The sequence below is a fragment of the Mesorhizobium sp. CCNWLY176 genome (genome assembly GCF_037153935.1).
GTDB classification, from domain to species: domain Bacteria; phylum Pseudomonadota; class Alphaproteobacteria; order Rhizobiales; family Rhizobiaceae; genus Mesorhizobium_M; species Mesorhizobium_M zhangyense.
On the sequence record NZ_JBBBDZ010000020.1, the window covers coordinates 33,085 to 48,807 of the forward strand.

The following is a 15,723-nucleotide window of genomic DNA, read 5'->3' on the forward strand; positions in this document are numbered from 1 at the left end:
GAAAGTGTGGGCGAAAGTGTGGGCGAAAGTCGCCAAGGCATCATTGATGCAGTTATGCATTCAATGCCGATTCTGCCCTGCGTCTACGACACGCCCGCTCTCAAGCGTATCCCCGGTTCTTTCTATGGAGATGTCGCATGAAACCACCGTCGATCCGTTCGATCAGCCGCGCCTGCCTGCTGGCGCTCGGTACACTGATAATCAATCCCGCCGCGAGCCATGCGCAGCCGGACACGCTGCGCGTCGTCATGCAAACGGGCCTGCGCCTCATGGACCCGATCATGACGACGGCCTACATCAGCCGCGACCATGGCTACATGATCTACGACACGCTTCTGGGCCTCGATTCGAAGTTTCAGGTGCGCCCGCAGATGGCGGACTGGACGACGTCGGAAGATGGTCTCGTATACACCTTCACGCTGCGGGACGGCCTCAAATGGAATGATGGCTCGCCGGTGACATCGGAAGACTGCATCGCCTCGATCCGCCGCTGGGCTGAAGTCGACGGAACCGGTGGCCCGCTAATGACGCTGGTCGATGAAATGAAGCCGCTGAACGAAAAAAGCTTCGAGATCAAACTGACGCAGCCCACCGAACTCATTCTTGAAGGTCTCTCGAAGCTCGGCGCCCGGCCGCTCTTCATCATGCCGAAGAAGGTCGCGGAAACCCCTGCTTCCGAGGCAATCACCGATTACACTGGCTCTGGGCCATATCGCTTCGTCAATGAAGAGTTCCAGCCCGGCATTAAGGCCGTCTACGAAAAGAATCCCGACTACATCCCACGTGACGAGCCCGCTGACTGGACCGCTGGCGGCAAGGTTGTGGGTGTCGAGCGCGTGGAATGGGTGACGATGCCCGACCAGATGACGGCGGTGAACGCGCTGGCAAATGGCGAGGTGGATTATATCCAGCAACTCCCCTACGACCTGATACCGCTTCTGAAGGACAATCCAGACGTAACCGTGAAGGTGCTGGACCATCTCGGCTCATGGACATATTTCACGATGAACCCCCGGCAGCCACCATTCAACAACAAGTTGCTCAGACAGGCCGCGCTCGCCGCCGTTGCACAGAAGGACATTCTGGATGCCATGGTCGGCAACCCCGAATACTCTAAGCCCTGCGCCGCGATCATGGGGTGCGGGACGGTGAACGGAGACGAGACCGGCAAGGAATGGATCGTCGAAGCCGACAAGGAAAAGGCCAAAGCTCTGATGGCGGAGGCCGGCTACAACAACGAGCCCGTGGTCATTCTTCATCCCACCGACATCGCACTTTTCTCCACCCAGCCGGTCGTCATTGGCGAGGCTTTGCGAAGCGTCGGCTTCAACGTGCAACTGAAGACCATGGACTGGCAGTCAGCGGTCAGCAACCTGACCAATGACAAAGGCCCTGACGAGGGTGGCTGGAGCATCTTCATCACCGGCGCGAGCATAGCGATTGCCAAGGACCCGTTCGGCAATTCGATGCTGGCAACTGACGGCAAGGCTGTGACCCGTCCCAATGTTCCGGAGATCCTCGACCTGCGCATGCAGTACGCCAAGGCTCCGAACGCCGAAGCACGCAAGGCGATCACGGTCGAGATTCAGAATAAGGCCATGGAGGAAGTGGCGGCTGGACCGCTCGGCCAGTTCCAGGTTCCTGCGGCCTTCAGCAACAAGTGGACCGGTTTTCTGGAGGCGCCAGTGACCGTATTCTGGAACGTCCGCAAAGCCGCCGACTAACACTGAGCACGTCAACGGGGCCGGCTTCCTTCCGGTCCCGTTTCCAGAATCCTAGTAGCATGTCGCTTGTCTCTTAGACGGAGCCCGCGACGACCCCAGGAAGTCCAAGGCGCATGTTGTTGTTCTACGTGCTCAGACGCATCCTTGCCGCACTGCCGGTCATGGTCCTTGTGGCAATAATCGTCTTCGCCGCACTACGACTTACGCCGAACGATCCCGCCACCATCATGGCGGGCGAAGATGCGACGGAGGCGCAACTCGAAGCCATTCGCGTCAGCATGGGTCTGGATCAGTCGATCCTGGTTCAACTGGGGACGTGGCTGCAGCGATTGGCGACCGGCGATCTGGGCGTTTCACTCATTTCGGGCGCCCCAGTTCTGGATCTCATCGGCGACCGCATCGGGCCTACGATCGCGCTCAGCACGAGCTCGTTCCTGTTCACTATGATGGTGGCGATCCCTCTTGGGGTCCTCGCATCCCGCAAGCCGGGCCATCTGGTTGACAGGGCTCTGATGGGCCTTTCGACACTCGGACTGTCGCTGCCCGTCTTCGTGATAGGGTATGTGCTGATGTATGCCTTCGCCATCAGCTTTCGATGGTTGCCGGTTCAGGGCTACGAGCCGCTGTCGAGCGGCTTTTGGGCTCATGCACAGCGGTTGATCATGCCGTCTCTCGCGCTGAGTGGCGCCTATATCGCGCTCGTCGCACGCATGACGCGCAGCAGCATCATCGAGGTCAAGGGCGAAGACTACATTCGCACCGCCCGTGCGAAGGGCGCCACGGAAACCGCCATCCTGATCCGCCACGCCTTGCGCAACGCCGCCATTCCCATCGTCACGGTCGTTGGGGCGGGTGTCGCGTCCCTTATCACTGGCGTTGTGGTCACGGAATCTGTGTTCAATCTGCCAGGCCTTGGGCGGCTGGTGGTCGAGGCGGTCCTTGCACGAGACTACCCGGTCATCCAGGCGCTGATTCTCTTGTTTTCGTTCATCTACATCCTTGTCAATCTGATCGTCGATATCCTCTACACCGTCTTCGATCCCCGGATCAGGTACTGAGCCGCGAATGTCGTCATTGCAAGAGTCAGGACCGATACGCCGTGAGGAAGCCGCGCCAGCTGGCGCAAACGCTATTCTGCGCGCCGCGCTCTCGAGCATCCCAGCATGGCTGGCCGCCGTGGTGATGATGTGTGTTGTGGCGATGGCGGTCTTCGCTCCCTTGATCGCCACCGCCAACCCCACCGCGATAGCACCGGCAGAACGCCTGCTCGGGCCTACTTCCGCCCATTTCCTGGGAACGGACGCGCTCGGTCGAGATACCTTTTCGCGCATCGTCTACGGATCGCGCCTGTCGCTGACGGTCGGCGCAGGAGTGACAGTCTTCAGTGTCGCGCTCGGGCTGGTCGTCGGAGTATTCGCGGGATATTTCCGCGCCTTCGATATGGTCATTATGCGCGTGATGGATGGCCTCATGGCCATTCCGGGTATTCTTCTGGCGATCGCACTGATCGCGTTGACGGGTGCCTCGCTGGCCACCGTTCTCGTGGCCATTACCGTTCCCGAGGTCCCTCGCGTCGTCCGTCTTGTACGGGGTGTCATTCTCAGCGTGAGATCGGAAGATTTTGTAGAGGCCGCGATCACCCTCGGCAGTCCCATCCGGCGCATCCTGTGGAGGCATCTCATACCGAGCACAGTCGCCCCGCTGACTGTTCAGGCGACGTTTGTCTTCGCGTCGGCCGTCCTGACGGAGTCGACCTTGAGCTTCCTCGGTGCGGGAATCCCCAGCGAGATCCCATCCTGGGGGAACATGATGGCTGACGGGCGCATGTATTTTCAGCTCAAGCCGGGCCTCATCTTCTTTCCCGGCTTCGCGCTTGCGATGACGCTGCTTAGCGTCAACATCATCGGCGACGTCTTGCGTGACCGGCTCGATCCGAAAATGGAGAAGCGGGCATGACGGATGCCCAGAAGGCCATGTCGGACAAAACCGTCCTGCAGATCAAGGGTCTGTGCGTCGCGCTGGCCGGGCGCGGCGGCAAGCAATTGCTTCGCGACGTCGACATCGAGGTCAAAGCGGGCGAGATCACGTGTGTGGTTGGCGAATCCGGTTCCGGCAAGTCGCTGACGGCCTACTCGGTCATGGGACTTCTGGACCCGGAGAGCCTGCGCTGCACCGCCGGCGAAATCCTGCTTGAGGACGAGAACGTCCTGACAGTAACGCCGCGCCGCCTGCGCGAGTTGCGTGCGACTCGCATGTCCCTGATCTTCCAGGAACCGATGACTGCGCTGAACCCGGTCGAACGTATCGGGGCGCAGATCGAGGAAGTGCTGGAGATCCATTGCAGCGACGATGCCCGCACCCGGCGGCGGCGCGTTCTGGAGATGCTCGAAGCGGTCCACCTGCCCGATCCGCAGCGGATTTTCGATTCCTACCCGCATCAGCTCTCGGGCGGTCAGCGGCAACGTGTCGTCATCTGCATGGCGCTGATCCTCAATCCGAAGCTGCTGATCGCGGACGAACCGACGACGGCGCTGGACGTCAGCACCCAAAAGCAGATCCTCGCGCTAATCCGCGAATTGCAGCAAAAGTTCAACACGGCTGTTCTCTTCATCACCCATGATTTCGGTGTCGTGGTTGATGTCGCGGACAAAGTTGTGGTCATGAACCAGGGCGAAGTGGTGGAGACCGGATCGCGCGACGAAATCCTGCGCTCGCCTCGTAATGATTATACCCGGATGCTGGTTTCGTCGGTTCCCAGCCTCGTGCCGCAGTCGCGCGAGGCCGTTACAGGAGATGTCGTTCTTTCGATAAAGGGACTTTCCAAGATCTTTGTCCGTCGCCGTATATTACGCCCATCGACGGTGGTCGAAGCGGCCGTAGACTGCGATTTGACGCTGCACCGTCGTGAAATCCTGGGCATCGTGGGACAGTCGGGCTCGGGAAAATCGACCCTCGCGCGATGCGTCATCGGCCTGGAGACGCCGAGCGCCGGCCGGATCGTCCTCGCCGGCGAGGAACTGGTGAACGCTCGGGGAAACGCGTTTCGCGAACGGTTCCGTCGCATCCAGATGGTGTTTCAGGACCCGTACCGGTCGCTCAATCCCCGCGTCCGGGTCGGCGAATCCATCATCGAAGGTCCGACCAATTTCGGTGTTCCGCGCGCCTTCGCCATGGAGCGAGCCAAAAGCCTGATGGAGCTCGTGGGTCTTCCCGTTTCCGCTCTCGACCGCTTTCCACACCAGTTCTCGGGAGGACAGCGCCAGCGCATCAGCATTGCACGGGCGCTGATAATGGAACCCGAGGTGCTGGTTGCCGACGAAGCCGTGTCCGCCCTCGACGTGTCCGTCCAGGCCCGGATACTGAAGCTTCTGGAATCAATCCGGGAGAAGACAGACGTCGGGCTTTTGTTCATCACGCATGATCTTCGCGTTGCTGCCGAAATATGCGACCGCGTGATCGTCATGAACAAGGGGCGGATCGTCGAGCATGGCTCGGCCGAAGCGGTGCTGGTTCATCCACGTGACGCTTATACACGCGCGCTCATCGATGCAGCGCCCGGGCGCCACTGGGACTTCCGCAATTTCCGGCCGCTTTAAAGCAAATCCGGATCGCTCTGGAGTCAGACTTCTTCGTTCTGAAGCGCCTGCTTCATGGCCCTGAAGAAATGCCAAGCCACAGTTCCGTTGCGGACCGGGGCGCTCGACAACATGTTCACTTCAAATGTCAGCGCGGGGCGGATCGGGACGATCCGCATGCCTGAGAGCACGACCGATCGCGCCGTGAAAATGTCGACAATGGTCAGGCGGTTGAACTGCTTGGCCAGAAACGGCAGCACGTCGAGCGAGTGGCTGACGATTCGCTCGTCCGATGCGATGCCGTGGCGCGCCAGTGCCTCGTTCACGATGTGTCCGATGGCGCCGCGCGGCGACATGTTGATCATCGAGGTGCCAGGATCGAGCTTCGCGAGTTCCAAAAGGTTGTCTTCGACGTGTGACGATCCTTCCGGCACCAGTGCCACAAGCCGGCCACGGCCCACATTGGTCGAATGAAGGTTCTGTGTATCGACCGTGCCGGAGACAAAACCGAGATCGACCCGCCCCTCATGGATCAGCGCCACCTGCTGCTCGGCAAGCCCGATCGTGATCTTTAGGTTGAGGTCCGGAAATCGGGCCAGAACACGCTCGGAAGCGTAGGCAAGATGCTCGCGGCCATAGAGGCTGACCGTGGCGATCGACAACTGCTTACCCATGCCCAGCGCCATAGACTCCACATGCCGCTCGAGACGCGAAATGCCATGATTGAGAATGCGGCTTTCCTCATAGAGCGAATGGGCCTCATGAGTCGGGTGAAGCTTGCCCTGCCGGCGCTCAAAAAGCACGACCTTCAGGGCCGCCTCGAAATCTTGGAGATGACGGCTCGCGGTCGGCTGGGAGATCCCGAGCTGCCGCGCGGCGACGTTGATCGACCCGTGTTTGTAGATCGCGCAAAAGACCTGGATACGCTGAAGTGTCAGTCGCCTCATAGGTCATACTATATAGAATAATGCTATAAGATGGGAAAGCATATTTTGTTATCCGGCGCGCGTGCGCCGCATATACTTTCGCGTCAGGGGAGCCGGAGACCGTGTCGCTCGGTCGAGGGCCTGCCGAGCCCGACCCTGTGCCGAGAGGACCAAAAGTTGAAAGCAGACATCATTTTCCGCAATGCCGACATTATCGACGGAACGGGCGGCCCGAGACGCAAGGGCGATGTCGCTGTCACGGGTGATCGCATCGCCGCCATTGGCGAACTTTCCGAGATGGCGGGAGGGCGTGAAGAAGATTGTTCCGGGCTGGCGGTGGCGCCCGGCTTCATAGATCCACACGTGCACAACGACCTGGCCGTGTTCACCCACCCGGACATGGCGTCCGTGGTCAGCCAAGGTGTGACGACGATCATAAATGGCAATTGCGGTTTCTCACTGGCTCCGTTGACTGCGCCAGACCCGGTGCCGCAGCCGCTGAGGATGCTTTTCGGGCTCAATGCACCACGTTTTGCGTCGTTTGGAGAATATCGAGATCGCCTGCGCGCGGAACCGCCGGCCGTCAATTCCGGCTGTCTTGTCGGGCATGGCACGCTGCGGGTCAACGAGGTCGCGGACCTGGAGCGCGCCGCCGACGAGACAGAGCTGCGCGCCATGAGCCGCGCGCTCGACAAGGCGCTCGCGGAAGGTGGGATCGGCCTTTCGACGGGGCCTTTCTATGCGCCAGCCCGTGCCTCCTCCACCCATGAACTGACGCAGATGGCACGTGTCGCGCGGCAGCACGGAAAGCTATACGTCACACATATGCGCGACGAAGGCGACCGTGTCGTCGAAGCAGTCGAGGAAACGCTCGAGATCGGACGGAATTCGTGCTGCGGCGTGCATATCTCGCACCACAAATGCGCGGGGGTTGCGAACTTCGGCGTTTCGGTTCGCACGCTGGAAATGATCGACGCCGCCATGAAGCTTCAGGACGTCGGTCTCGACACCACCCCGTGGACGGCAAGCTCGACGATCCTAAATTCCGGCCGGCACCGTCAGGCGGAGCGCGTGATCGTCGCGGAATCGGAACCGTTTCCCGAACATACAGGCCGTGACCTTGCCGACGTCGCGGCGGAATGGGGCGTGGACCTCGACGAGGCGGTCGAAAGGCTGCTGCCGGCCACAGGGATATTCTTCATCATGGACGAGCAGGATGTGCAGCGGATCCTCAGCTACCAGCACACGATGATCTGTTCGGACGGCATCGCAGGGGGCACGCATCCGCATCCCCGCGTCTGGGGGACGTTTCCAAGGGTTTTGGGCCACTATGCACGCGACGTCGGGCTTTTTTCGCTCGAGGAAGGCGTTCGCCGGATGACCTCGCTTACGGCGGATCGCTTCGGGTTGAAGGAGCGCGGCAGGCTTCGCGCCGGGCATTTTGCCGACATCGTGGTTTTCAATCCGGCGACGATCAGCGAGCGCGCAACCTATGAGAAGCCGGTGCAACCGGCGGAAGGCATCGCTTCAGTCTATGTCAACGGGACCGCTGTATGGAAGTGTGGAGAGATTACCGGCTCGAGGCCGGGACATGTGCTGGCTTAGGGTGCTCTCAGTACTGCCCCTCCTGTTCGCTCCCGAGCCATGAGCAATCTGCACTTTGCCGAACTTGAACTTGCGCTCGACGCGCTGCCGCGCCTCTATCCTGGGCCGGGCGGCACTGCGGGGGTGGTCAGCGAAGGCAGGATAATCGCAGCGAAAGCCTGGGGTTATGCGGATCTTACCCGGCATCGTCCGATGGAAACCGGCACCCGACTGCCTATTTGCTCGATCACCAAGCAGTTCACCTGCGGCGTTCTGATTTCCCTGTTTGCCCATCCCGATCGTCTCGATGCGGGCGTGGCGCGGCTTCTTCCCCGGTTCAAGGAGGCACTGCCGTCAATAGAGGAACTGTGCAACAACCAATCGGGTCTCAGAGACTATTGGGCGCTCACCGTGTTGCTGGGAGCCTCCGCTGGTCAGATATTCGACCGCGAAGACGCAATTCGAATGTTCACCACGATGGAGCGCAGCCATTTTGCGCCTGGCACGCGCTATTCCTATTCCAATGGCAACTTCCGGCTCCTTGCAGAAATGATCGAGGCAGAAAGCGGCAGACCGCTGGAATGCCATTACCGTGACGTGATCTGGAAACCGGCCGGGATGGAAACGGCAATCTCAGCCCCGGATACGCGTTTTCCGGTTGATGACGTGATCGGATACGAGGGCAACGCCGCATCCGGTTTCTTCCCGGCCGCCAACGGCATCTATTGGGTTGGTGACGCCGGAATCTCGGCATCGCTGAAGGATATGCTGGCCTACGAACGCTGGATCGACAAATATCGCGATGATGCCGACGCGCTCTACGCGCGTCTGGCGCGGCCAGTGAAATTCAGAGATGGCACACCAGCCGCTTACGGCTTCGGGGTAGCACATGGGAAGCTCGGAGATTTCGAGACGACAGGGCACGGCGGGGCGCTGCGGGGCTTTCGGGCCCATCGGTTGCATGTCGCTTCCGAACGGCTGTCCGTCTTCGTGGCATTCAACCATGAAGCGGACGCGCACCATGCTGCGCTGCATCTTGGTAGAGCCGCGCTCGGCATCCCGCAACAGCGCACGGCCGCCGTCGACGAAAGCTGGCGCGGACAGTGGACGTGTTCCGAGACCGGCCTCATCTGCCGTGTCGACACCGGCGAGACAGGGGCGACCCTCAACTTTGCGACTGGGCGGGAAAAACTGACGTCAGCCTCGGACCGAAGCCTTCATGGCCCAATTACCAGCATGACGAGAACCGGAACGACACTGACGATGTCGCGGCCGAAAGAGAACCTCGTCAGCCGCCTGATGCCGCTGGAGCGTGTCGAGACAGCCGATGCCATAGAGATCGCCGGGCGTTATGCGTGCGACGAACTCGATGCGGCCATGATCATCGAGACCGCAGATTGTGGGGTTTATTCACGTTTCGAAGGCTTCCTCGGCGTCGGCCCCATGGAACTCGTGAGCCCCGCAGGACCGGACACGTGGACCGTCGCGACGCGCCGGACACTGGACGCCCCTGCGCCGGGAGAATGGACGCTAAGCATCAGACGCGGGATGAACGGAGCCGTAGCGGGATGTGTGCTTGGCTGCTGGCTCGCACACGGGCTGCGCTATCGCAAAGTGTCGTGATATTGGGCATGGATTCTGTCGGTTCCCTACGAACTTTGCCGGCAAAATTCGCCAACCTTGAACGAGAACAGGCAGACTATGGACTTAGAGACACTTGAGGTCGGCTACGACATCCCCGCCCGTCCCGGTCAGCGGGTCGTCGAGGTTTTAACTCCGGCCCTAATTATTGACCTTGACCGGTTCGAGCGCAACCTCGGCCGGATGCGCAACTTCATCGCGCGCCATGGCCTGCGGCTGCGAGCCCACGCCAAGACCCATAAGTCGGCCGATATCGCTCTGAGGCAAATAGTCGAGGGCGGAGCGTGCGGCATATGCTGCCAAAAGGTTTCGGAGGCGGAGGCGTTCGTCAGGGCAGGAATAACTGACATCCTGGTCTCTAATGAGGTCCGCGGCGATGCGCGCGCCGATCGCCTCGCGTGGCTCGCCGCAAAGGCGCGGATCATTGTCTGCGTCGATGACATCCGTTCTGTAGGAGAATTGTCCCTGGCTGCCCAGCGCCACGGCAGCACGTTGGAAGTTCTGGTCGAGATCGATTGCGGGGCACATCGCTGCGGCGTGGCGCCGGGTGCGGCCGCCGTAGACCTCGCCTGCGCCGTGAATGAGGCCCCCGCACTCCGGTTCGAAGGACTGCAGGCCTATCAGGGCAGTCTTCAGCACATCGAGGCTCCCGTCGAACGACGACGGAATGCCGAAACGGCCGCGCAGGCAACCCGCACCACCGTCGAAATGCTCGCGGCTGCCGGAATGGAATGCCGCACGGTGGGCGGCGCCGGCACGGGGTCGTTTGCAATGGACGCCGAGCTCGGCGTCATCAACGAGCTTCAATGCGGTTCATACATCTTCATGGATGCCCATTACGATCGCGTGAAAGAAGATGGCGGCGGAAAACCGGGCGGGATGGAGAATGCTCTATTCGTCATGGCCGGCGTGATGAGCACGGCCATTCCAGGCAGGCCCGTCTGCGATGCCGGCCTTAAGGCGCTCGCTGTCGACAGCGGCCTGCCCCGTGTCGATCGGGCGGAAATCCGGTACGTTCGCGCGACGGACGAACACGGGGTTCTGGACGATCCGGAACGTGTCCTCGATGTAGGCGATCGGCTGCTGCTCGTGCCCGGACACTGCGACCCGACCTGCAACCTTCACGATTGGTATGTCGCAGTGCGGGGCGAACGGGTAGAAGCCATCTGGCCGGTCACGGCCCGCGGAAAGCTGTTCTGACGTCGCGCCTCCGGTGCGGACCAACCCCTCAAATATACTATGGGCTGCCGAAATAAATTGCGTTTCCAGTGCTCCGGGGTTCGCATAGGCTTCCAATCCTGATGGCGAGGGGCCATCAAAAGGCTTGGGAAAGATATGTTCTTCATACAAAGCGATGCCATGTCCGGGCTGGGACAAACCTGTGTCTCGACATTTTTGGACACGTTCGCAGATCGTGGGCTCAAGGAAGACAATTTCGGCATGGTGATAGTTCGGCAACCCGCCAAGGGTGCGGAACCGGAGGGGTTTTCCTGGCGGGGCGACTGGGTCTGCTACCCGTGCAGCGTGGTCAAATCCTTTCACCTGGTACATGCGCTTCACGCGCTCGATGCAGGTTTGCTGACGCCTCACGACGATCTCGATCGGGCGATGCGCGACATGATCCTTTGGTCCTCCAATACAGCTACGAACTATGTGATCGACCTGTTGACCAAGACGACTGGAGACACGTTGCTCGAAGGCGACGAACTGGAAGCATGGATCGACAGGCGAGAAGGCCTCAACCGCTTCTTTCACGATCTGAAATGGCCCGAATATGCCGGATGCAACATCTCCCAGAAACTGATGGGCGACATCCGCTACGGCAGGGAGGCGACCTACGCTTCGCGAGATGGTGGATATCTGAACGCATTGACACCGCTGGTGGCCGCGCGTCTGGTGCATGAACTTTTCGACGGCAACCTGCCTCTCTCCGAGGCCGGGCGCGAACGCGCCCAGCGCATCATGTTTCGGGATCGCAATTCCCCCGAGGCCAAGATGCCAAAATTTCAGGTTGACAACTATCTCGGCGGGGGTGCCCCCGCGGATTGGCTGTTATGGAGCAAATGCGGCTGGAACCCCTGGTCCGGTGATGAGCGGACCTCCTATTTCAAACATGACCTCGCCAGGATCCAGAAGCCGGGTGAACCGGCGCTGACGATCTCGCTGATGACGAAGGGCAAAGTTCTTTGCGAAGATCATCCCGAAATGTTTCCGCAGATGAGCCGGATCGTGCTTTCAAGCTTCGGGTCGGTTGCATAAGCAGTTGCTATGATAGGAGGCGGGCTGCGGGCAGGTAACCTTATGATAGCCGACCGCTGTACGGATTTCAGGTGGCGCTTGCCTCGAACTGATCCAAGGTTGGTGCGGGGTTGAAAGCGAAACGTCCCTGCCGTTTGCGCATTATGTGAACCATCTCGGTGCCGGCAAGGTTGACCGCTGCTGGCGCAAACGATCTGACCCAGCCCCGGTCGGCACCCCTTGATGGCCCTGAACAAAAGCGTGGAGGATGTCATTCCAAATCGTTGGGAAACAAGCGACATGTTTTTCCACCTCCTCAAGGACCAGGATCGACAGGAAAGCAGCAATCGGGAGGTTTCTACGTTGAAACAAAGCGCAGGCGTCCGCCCAGAACGTTCGACATCAGCAATGATAGCGCGGTATTCCGCAAGCCGTCCGTCGAAGTGGTTGCGGTAAGCAGGGACGGTCTGGTGTTGACGGCGCGCGCACGTTCTTCGATCAGTTTTGGAAAGCGCCGACCGCCACCCTTGCGTTCGATTTCTTTCGGAAAGCTGCATTATCTGGGTCGCCCCGCATCGATCATCTTCGCGGAGTTCCCACGTCAGGAGAGGCGGGATACGAGGGTCGTTGATAAGCATCGCGACAAACGCTCCTGCCGAACAGGATCATTTTCTTTTATGACGGACGCGCCAACCGTACGCCGGGTCCCTCGCCATTCTCCGAGAGAGATTTGACATCCGCTGCTTCGAGGGCATGACGGATCGCTATCAGATGCAATACAGGCACCCGCTGCTCTTCTTCATAGGCTTGATCGGAACGCCATCCCCAATTCACCCCTCCCGACCCTTTTCCGAACGTTACTCGATATCTATTGGCGATTCGTCAGCGACCCGACATCGAAAATGCGTCTTTGATCCTTATCAATGTTTCCTGCGGGCAGCCTCGTTAAAAGTCTCAGCCAAGTGAAGCTTAAAGAGACAAGAGGGCGTCATGAAAGACAAAACTCTGCGGCAGTACGTGCTCGCCGAGCTTGAATTCGAGCCAAGCATCCGAGGGGAAACGATCGAAGTCGCGGCTGATAAGGGGACCGTCACCTTGAAAGGCCATGTCCGGTCATTTGCCGAGAAGATGGCTGCCGAAGCTTCGGCCCGACGGGTGAGGGGAGTGAAAGATGTGGTGCAGGAAATCGAGGTCAGGCCTTCCGACAGTCACGAGCCGACTGACAAAGAACTTGCCGGGCGTGTCCTAAGCTTGATCCATTGGCTTTCTGTCGTTCCGAACGACGCCATTCAGGTGCAGGTCCAAAAGGGCTGGGTGACATTGTCGGGACTCGTCGACTGGCAATACCAGAAAATGGAAGTTGCCGACGCAGTGAAGGGGCTGGCCGGCGTGCGAAACGTCCTCAACATTATCGATGTGAAGCAGCATGCTTCCGTGGATGACGTGAGAAAGCGCATCCGCGATGCCCTGAAACGCTGTGCCGAACTGGCTCCCCAAGAGATCAGCGTCAAACTGGACAAAGAAAAGGTGACGTTGAAGGGCAAGGTAGCCTCCTGGTCCCAGCGCGATGCGGCAGAACGTGCGGCGTGGTCCGTTCCCGGCGTCCGGTTTGTCGAAGACAGGATTACGATTGCGCACTAGCGTCTCCACAACCGACCAGTGACTTGTCCTGCCAAGTTCAAGGTTAGTTGCCAGTCTCCAGAATTGAGCGTTCGTTCGAAAGGAGATTTCGATGACTCGAGCGAAGTTTGCCAGCCCGATCGATGTAGACGACGGACCGCATTTGATCGGGGAAATTCACTGTCTCGAGGAGGCGCTGGATTTTCCGGAAGATTGGCCCAGGTGGGGTCGCGGTCCGATCGACAGGACTGCCGTTAGCGCCTGTACTGCGGCTCGGCTGGGAAGGATGTCCATCGATTCAGCTTGTGGCGCATTTAAGAGCTTTGCCCGTGCGACAAGCATTCTTCGAGAGACACAACCGACGATCACGTGGTGGCAGCCGCCCAATCAACATCGGAGTGGAGCCTGACCGCCTGGCCTGGCAGGGAAGCTATCCAAGGCTATCACTCCGACCATCACTATCCCACATCAGGAGATAATCGTGAAGGTTATCAAAGTAGTGCTGCAGGGCGTTCTGGCGCTGGCAATGACAACATCGGCTTTTGCCGCAACCACAACCATTAAGGTCAAGCTGTGGGACAAGGGCAGCATGATGGATTTGAGCATGAATGGCGGCATGGGCATGAACATGATGTGAAACATGAAAATGGCCATGATGGGCATCGACGTAGACCGCACGGTGGTGCCCGCTGGAAACGTCACTTTCCAGGTGCGCAATGCATCGCAAGAGACGATCCATGAAATGCTGGTGGCGCCGGTGAATAGCAGAGGCGCCAAGCTGCCCTACATTGCGGACGAAAATCGCGTCGATGAGGATGCCACGGGCCATCTCGGAGAAGTTTCTGAACTCGATCCCGGTAAGAAGGGCTCTTTGACGCTGGATCTCAAACCAGGGCTCTATGTGCTTTTCTGCAACGTGGCCGGGCATTTTTCTCAGGGTATGTGGCGCACCATAGAGGTTCGGTAATCCTCGACAGACATCTCTATCGAAGCAAGTGGATTCATGGCGCTATCTTACATTCCGATGAAGAAAGAACGGTTCGGGATAGTCAAGGCGTTTGCGAGCAGGTTGAAGGAACATCCGCTAGCAAGGGTCGGTCCTGGCTTGATCACGGGCGTTGCCGATGACGATCCGAGCGGGATCGCGACCTATTCGCAGGCTGGCGCACAATTCGGCCTGAACATGCTCTGGACGATGCCGCTCGCGTTCCCGCTTATGGCCGCGGTCCAGTCCATGTGTGCGCGTATCGGCCGTGTCACCGGAAAAGGTCTCGCGGCGAACATCAAGACCTCTTTTCATCCTGCGGTTCTTTATGGCGTCGTGTTGCTGCTTCTGGCGGCGAATATCTTTAACATCGCTGCCGACATTGCGGTGATGGGCGAAGTGGCTGAACTCGTCACCGGCCTGCCTCGGCAAATGATGACGGTTGCTTTCGTTCTGGCGACTTTGCTGCTTCAGATATTCGTACCATATCATCGGTATGTCTCTTTCCTGAAATGGCTCACCCTCTCTCTTCTGGCATATGGGGCGGTGTTGTTCACCGTTCATGTGCCGTGGGGGCAGGTACTATCGCGCACGGTATGGCCTCATCTCGAGCTGAGCTCGCATGCTGCCATCGTCGTGGTAGGCGTCTTTGGCACCACGATAAGCCCCTATCTCTTCTTCTGGCAGGCTTCTGAAGAAGTGGAAGACATGCAGCGCGATGGCGGTGCGCAGCCGCTTGAACAAGACCGTGCTTCTGCAAAAGGTGAACTCAGCCGCATTGGCTGGGATACCTGGAGCGGCATGTTCTATTCCAATGTCACGGCCTATTTCATCATTCTGTCAACCGCGGTTACTCTGAACACTGCAGGCATAAAGAACATAGAAACAGCGGCACAGGCGGCGAGCGCATTGCGCCCGCTGGCGGGAGATTTCGCTTTCATGCTGTTCGCGCTCGGGATTCTGGGGGTCGGCCTGATTGGCGTACCGGTCCTTGCCGGGTCGGCCGGCTATGCAGTGAGCGAGGCCATGGATTGGAAATGGGGGCTCGAACGAAGGGCATGGGACGCCCGTGGATTCTACGGAGTCGTAGCCGTCAGTGTCTTGGCGGGGCTTCTGATCCAATATTCCCCGATTAATCCAATGAAGGCCCTCTTCTGGAGTGCGGTAATCAACGGCATCGTCGCCGTGCCGCTGATTGTGGTCGTTATTCTACTCGCAAGCAGAAGATCCGTGATGGGCGCATTTGTTGCAAGCAAACCTGTCGTCGCGCTGGGCTGGATTACCGCCGCTGTGATGGCGATCGCGGCAGCACTCATGTTCGTTCCGATGTAGAAAGGCTGCGGTTGCCGGGGTGGAGGAATGATCGGCATGTTGTCCCGTAAGGGCCTTGCATCGAACAAAGCTTTGACAAAATCGCAGCTAGTTTAGAA

Annotated in this window: 14 protein-coding genes and 2 pseudogenes; 13 read left to right on the forward strand and 3 right to left on the reverse strand. The window is 59.4% G+C overall.

The window, feature by feature from the left end; all coding sequences use genetic code 11:
- Positions 1 to 137 precede the first annotated feature (137 nt).
- The 4 genes from WBQ96_RS25175 (at position 138) to WBQ96_RS25190 (ending at position 5,320) form a co-directional block, all read left to right on the forward strand.
- Entirely contained in the window at positions 138 to 1,724 is a 1,587-nt protein-coding gene (locus WBQ96_RS25175; RefSeq protein WP_165120854.1) for an ABC transporter substrate-binding protein, read from the forward strand.
- Between the two features lie 116 nt (positions 1,725 to 1,840).
- Positions 1,841 to 2,782, forward strand: a complete 942-nt coding sequence (locus tag WBQ96_RS25180; protein ID WP_165120926.1) for an ABC transporter permease — start codon at positions 1,841 to 1,843, stop codon at positions 2,780 to 2,782.
- Positions 2,783 to 2,789: 7 nt separating this feature from the next.
- A complete protein-coding gene (locus WBQ96_RS25185; RefSeq protein ID WP_336555143.1) occupies positions 2,790 to 3,680 on the forward strand; it encodes an ABC transporter permease in 891 nt (296 codons plus the stop codon).
- 17 nt (positions 3,681 to 3,697) lie between these two features.
- Positions 3,698 to 5,320 (forward strand): dipeptide ABC transporter ATP-binding protein, encoded by a 1,623-nt coding sequence (locus WBQ96_RS25190; protein ID WP_205826870.1) that lies wholly within the window; start codon positions 3,698 to 3,700, stop codon positions 5,318 to 5,320.
- A gap of 23 nt (positions 5,321 to 5,343) precedes the next feature.
- Here the strand turns inward: WBQ96_RS25190 and WBQ96_RS25195 are convergent, their stop codons facing one another.
- Together WBQ96_RS25195 and WBQ96_RS28320 are read right to left on the reverse strand one after the other, a co-directional pair.
- Positions 5,344 to 5,985, reverse strand: a complete 642-nt coding sequence (locus tag WBQ96_RS25195; protein ID WP_337035940.1) for a LysR substrate-binding domain-containing protein — start codon at positions 5,983 to 5,985, stop codon at positions 5,344 to 5,346.
- A gap of 81 nt (positions 5,986 to 6,066) precedes the next feature.
- Positions 6,067 to 6,246, reverse strand: a pseudogene (locus tag WBQ96_RS28320) (helix-turn-helix domain-containing protein); the annotation flags it as partial.
- Between the two features lie 156 nt (positions 6,247 to 6,402).
- On the opposite strand from WBQ96_RS28320, the gene WBQ96_RS25200 reads away from it, so the two are divergent.
- The 4 genes from WBQ96_RS25200 (at position 6,403) to WBQ96_RS25215 (ending at position 11,709) form a co-directional block, all read left to right on the forward strand.
- Positions 6,403 to 7,830, forward strand: coding sequence for an N-acyl-D-amino-acid deacylase family protein (locus WBQ96_RS25200; RefSeq protein WP_205826864.1), 1,428 nt, complete (start codon positions 6,403 to 6,405; stop codon positions 7,828 to 7,830).
- Between the two features lie 39 nt (positions 7,831 to 7,869).
- Entirely contained in the window at positions 7,870 to 9,432 is a 1,563-nt protein-coding gene (locus tag WBQ96_RS25205; RefSeq protein ID WP_165120859.1) for a D-aminopeptidase, read from the forward strand.
- Between the two features lie 78 nt (positions 9,433 to 9,510).
- On the forward strand, positions 9,511 to 10,650 hold the full coding sequence (locus tag WBQ96_RS25210; protein ID WP_165120860.1) for a DSD1 family PLP-dependent enzyme: 1,140 nt from the start codon (positions 9,511 to 9,513) through the stop codon (positions 10,648 to 10,650).
- 240 nt (positions 10,651 to 10,890) lie between these two features.
- A complete protein-coding gene (locus tag WBQ96_RS25215) occupies positions 10,891 to 11,709 on the forward strand; it encodes a serine hydrolase (RefSeq protein WP_337035941.1) in 819 nt (272 codons plus the stop codon).
- Between the two features lie 141 nt (positions 11,710 to 11,850).
- On the opposite strand, the pseudogene WBQ96_RS28325 reads toward WBQ96_RS25215, so the two are convergent.
- Positions 11,851 to 12,072 (reverse strand): annotated as a pseudogene (locus tag WBQ96_RS28325) (hypothetical protein); the annotation flags it as partial.
- 606 nt (positions 12,073 to 12,678) lie between these two features.
- Here WBQ96_RS28325 and WBQ96_RS25225 point away from each other — a divergent pair.
- From WBQ96_RS25225 to WBQ96_RS25240, 5 genes are all read left to right on the forward strand, one after another.
- On the forward strand, positions 12,679 to 13,329 hold the full coding sequence (locus WBQ96_RS25225) for a BON domain-containing protein (RefSeq protein ID WP_336555137.1): 651 nt from the start codon (positions 12,679 to 12,681) through the stop codon (positions 13,327 to 13,329).
- A gap of 91 nt (positions 13,330 to 13,420) precedes the next feature.
- Positions 13,421 to 13,717, forward strand: a complete 297-nt coding sequence (locus tag WBQ96_RS28330) for a DUF982 domain-containing protein (protein WP_442920894.1) — start codon at positions 13,421 to 13,423, stop codon at positions 13,715 to 13,717.
- A 72-nt stretch (positions 13,718 to 13,789) separates the two neighbouring features.
- Positions 13,790 to 13,945, forward strand: coding sequence for a hypothetical protein (locus WBQ96_RS25230; RefSeq protein WP_336555135.1), 156 nt, complete (start codon positions 13,790 to 13,792; stop codon positions 13,943 to 13,945).
- Positions 13,946 to 13,960: 15 nt separating this feature from the next.
- On the forward strand, positions 13,961 to 14,275 hold the full coding sequence (locus WBQ96_RS25235) for a copper resistance protein (RefSeq protein WP_336555133.1): 315 nt from the start codon (positions 13,961 to 13,963) through the stop codon (positions 14,273 to 14,275).
- A gap of 36 nt (positions 14,276 to 14,311) precedes the next feature.
- Positions 14,312 to 15,625 (forward strand): NRAMP family divalent metal transporter, encoded by a 1,314-nt coding sequence (locus WBQ96_RS25240; RefSeq protein WP_336555132.1) that lies wholly within the window; start codon positions 14,312 to 14,314, stop codon positions 15,623 to 15,625.
- The last annotated feature ends 98 nt before the right edge of the window (positions 15,626 to 15,723 follow it).

Bases quoted from the DNA above. Each gene is read 5' to 3' on its own strand.
- WBQ96_RS25235 (WP_336555133.1), top strand. From the start codon at position 13,961: ATGATGGGCATCGACGTAGACCGCACGGTGGTGCCCGCTGGAAACGTC.
- WBQ96_RS25175 (WP_165120854.1), top strand. From the start codon at position 138: ATGAAACCACCGTCGATCCGTTCGATCAGCCGCGCCTGCCTGCTGGCG.
- WBQ96_RS25185 (WP_336555143.1), top strand. From the start codon at position 2,790: ATGTCGTCATTGCAAGAGTCAGGACCGATACGCCGTGAGGAAGCCGCG.
- WBQ96_RS25215 (WP_337035941.1), top strand. From the start codon at position 10,891: ATGGTGATAGTTCGGCAACCCGCCAAGGGTGCGGAACCGGAGGGGTTT.
- WBQ96_RS25210 (WP_165120860.1), top strand. From the start codon at position 9,511: ATGGACTTAGAGACACTTGAGGTCGGCTACGACATCCCCGCCCGTCCC.
- WBQ96_RS25240 (WP_336555132.1), top strand. From the start codon at position 14,312: ATGGCGCTATCTTACATTCCGATGAAGAAAGAACGGTTCGGGATAGTC.
- WBQ96_RS25195 (WP_337035940.1), bottom strand. From the start codon at position 5,985: ATGGCGCTGGGCATGGGTAAGCAGTTGTCGATCGCCACGGTCAGCCTC.
- WBQ96_RS25225 (WP_336555137.1), top strand. From the start codon at position 12,679: ATGAAAGACAAAACTCTGCGGCAGTACGTGCTCGCCGAGCTTGAATTC.
- WBQ96_RS25205 (WP_165120859.1), top strand. From the start codon at position 7,870: ATGAGCAATCTGCACTTTGCCGAACTTGAACTTGCGCTCGACGCGCTG.
- WBQ96_RS25190 (WP_205826870.1), top strand. From the start codon at position 3,698: ATGTCGGACAAAACCGTCCTGCAGATCAAGGGTCTGTGCGTCGCGCTG.
- WBQ96_RS28330 (WP_442920894.1), top strand. From the start codon at position 13,421: ATGACTCGAGCGAAGTTTGCCAGCCCGATCGATGTAGACGACGGACCG.